Origin of the sequence: Mycobacterium sp., assembly GCF_039583785.1 — a bacterium.
Lineage (GTDB): Bacteria > Actinomycetota > Actinomycetes > Mycobacteriales > Mycobacteriaceae > Mycobacterium.
In genome coordinates, this window is the sequence record NZ_JAVKSG010000169.1 from 1 (window position 1) to 2,525 (window position 2,525).

The window sequence follows — 2,525 nt, forward strand, 5'->3', positions numbered from 1 at the left end:
CTTGCCGGCATTGACCGTGACACCCGACGAGCGGCAGTTGTTCTTCTTCAGCGCCGCGACCTACAACGGCCACCGCATCCAGGGGAGTCGGTAAGGATCGTGTCACCAGGTACAAACGAGCGTTGGTGTCATCGTGTCTGGGGGTCGGGTTGGCGTTGGAGGGTTCGGTAGACGGTGGGTCGGGAGACTTTGAAGAGTTCGGCGAGGTCGGTGATGGTGTAGTCGCCGGTGTCGTGCATGCGCCGTAATTCCTTCTGCTGCTTGACGGTCAGTTTGGGCTGGCGACCTTTGAGGCGGCCCTTGGCGCGGGCGACGGCCATGCCTTCGCGGGTGCGCATCCGTAGGAGGTCGACTTCGAATTCGGCGAAGGTGGCCAGGATGTTGAAGAACATCTTGCCCATCGGGTCGGTGGGGTCGTAGAGCGCTCCGCCGAGGGAGAGTTTGATGCCGCGGGCGGCGAGGTCGTCGCCGATGGCGCGGGCATCGGGTACCGATCGGGCGAGCCGGTCGAGCTTCGGGACGACGAGGGTGTCGCCGCCGCGGACTGCGGCCAGGGCCTGGTCGAGGCCGGGGCGGGCGCGGGTGGTGCCGGTCAGGCCGTGGTCGAGGTAGATCCGGTCGTCGGCGACGCCGAGTTCATGGAGCCGCTGGCGTTGTGCGGTGAGGTCTTGAGTGTCGGTGGAGCATCGGGCGTAACCGATCAGGGCGCTCACTTTCGTCACTGTAACGGATAGCCACCGTTCAGTGAGACTGATTACGGACCAGGTATTTGAGACGGCGACCCGCCGCTGTTGTTAGACGTCGCGGCGGTGGTCGTCACGGGTGAGCCGGTGTCCGGTTGGGGTTCGGCAAGCGGACGTCGTGAGTATGGCGTTCCCATTCAGGAGGGACGGCGCCCGGTGGGTCCGGTTGGGCCAGTTCGGCGTCGATGACGGCGGCGCTGGTGCCGATCAAGCCGATGTTGTCGGATTGGTCCGGGGAGTAAGTGGGGGACGTCGGCCTCGGCGTCGCCAACCGTGCACTCCCGAAAACCCAGCGCCTGACGGATCTGAGTCCGATGAAACTTGCTGGTACGCCCCGTCCACTCATAAAACGCGATCTCGGTCGGCTCCACCTCGACCTGCCGGGCCACGTAGTCAACGGTGGCATCGGGGATCTCTGAACGGCCACGCGGGAAGCGGCCCCGTTCGGTGTAGAACCGCAGTAGCAGCGCAAACCCCAGCCTCGTTGCCCCGCGCTTACCCGCTACCAGCGTCACCTCGTCATCGACGAGCGTCCGGCAGTCGATCAGCTCATCTTGGTCAACCTCGCGGGCCACCCCGCAGAAGCTACAGCCACAGCCCACCCGCCACGCCGGAAACACCGTTTGTACCTGGTGACACGATCCTTACCGACACCCCTATTTCGGTTGGGCGTCGCGCCAGGCTTGCCAGATGTCTGGGCGTAGTCGTCCGCGGTCGGGCACCGGCAACCCAACGCTGCGGGCCCAGGTGCGCAGCTCTGCAGTGGATGGTGCCGGCGCGGCGGGTGCCTGGTCGAGTTCGGGTATCTCGACCGCGTCCGGTGAGATTCGTTGCAAGACAGCGTGTTCGGTTGTTGCCCACGCGTGGGCGGCCGCCAGGAATCGGTAGGTCCATTCCTCGGCGAGCTGACGCGTCTCGCAGAACACGACGGGCACGTTGGGCCAGCGGATCTGCAGCTCGGCGAGCCCGTCGGCGACGACCGCTGGGCGCACCCGGTCGAGTTTGAACAGCTGCGAGTAGCGGTCCTCGATCACGACTGCCGCCCGCGGCAGCGCGGCCAGCTCGCCGACCTGGTAACGCAACCTCCCGCCGGTCAGACTGGCAACCAGATCGGCCAGCGATTTGCGCTCCACGCTGGCCGCCAGCTGCCCGTCGACGACTATCCCGTAGTCCCCGCATGGCAGCGCCCGCTTCACCGTGGTGACCTGCTGGGTGGGGAATCGGTAGGCGTACTGCTCGTGGCTGTCGATCACGATCGATAACTCCTCGACACCGTGGGCGCGCGCGGTCGGGGTGCGCACGTTCGGGCGTGCCTGCTTGCGGGTGCGCGGTGACTGCCAAAACACCGCGTCGCGGCCTCGCGCCTGGGTGAACACGAGTTGGGAGCGGTTGTGCCGGGATCGGTCGGCGATCACGTCGATCGCCGCGCCGCGGCGATGGCACGACCTCAGTGGCACTCGTTCAACGATCACCGGATCATCGGGCCACTCTTGCAGCGGGACGGGGTATGCGAATAAGGCTTTCTCCCGCGGCCACGTCCCTGACGTGCGGAAAAGCAGGTCCCCGCCGGCCAGCGGGACTCGCAGCAGCAGCCCCAGCCGGGACTCGTCGTCCGGGTTGACCGCGATCAGCAATTCCGCCACAACCCCTGAGTCTGCCGGGCCTGGCCCTCGGCAAGGCAGGTGCATCACCGCATATGCGCAGACGCGAGGTGCCTCACCTAAAAGTGAGCGCGAGGTAGTGGCTGGTGCCTCACGCATAGTGAGCGCGTGGGGGGCTTGC

3 protein-coding genes and 1 pseudogene are annotated in these 2,525 nt (G+C 66.4%); 1 reads left to right on the plus strand and 3 read right to left on the minus strand.

The genetic code is table 11. The annotated features are described in order from the left end of the window. Position 1 precedes the first annotated feature (1 nt). Positions 2-79: pseudogene (locus tag ABDV69_RS20985) on the plus strand (acyl dehydratase); the annotation flags it as partial. Positions 80-128: 49 nt separating this feature from the next. Here ABDV69_RS20985 and ABDV69_RS20990 read toward each other — a convergent pair. The 3 genes from ABDV69_RS20990 to ABDV69_RS21000 form a co-directional block, all read right to left on the minus strand. After that, on the minus strand, positions 129-713 hold the full coding sequence (locus ABDV69_RS20990) for a recombinase family protein (protein WP_343577727.1): 585 nt from the start codon (positions 711-713) through the stop codon (positions 129-131). Between the two features lie 167 nt (positions 714-880). Further along, positions 881-1,318 (minus strand): DUF4158 domain-containing protein, encoded by a 438-nt coding sequence (locus ABDV69_RS20995; protein WP_343577728.1) that lies wholly within the window; start codon positions 1,316-1,318, stop codon positions 881-883. Between the two features lie 81 nt (positions 1,319-1,399). Next, complete coding sequence (locus tag ABDV69_RS21000) at positions 1,400-2,386, minus strand: ERCC4 domain-containing protein (protein ID WP_343577729.1); 987 nt, start codon at positions 2,384-2,386, stop codon at positions 1,400-1,402. Between the last annotated feature and the right edge of the window lie 139 nt (positions 2,387-2,525).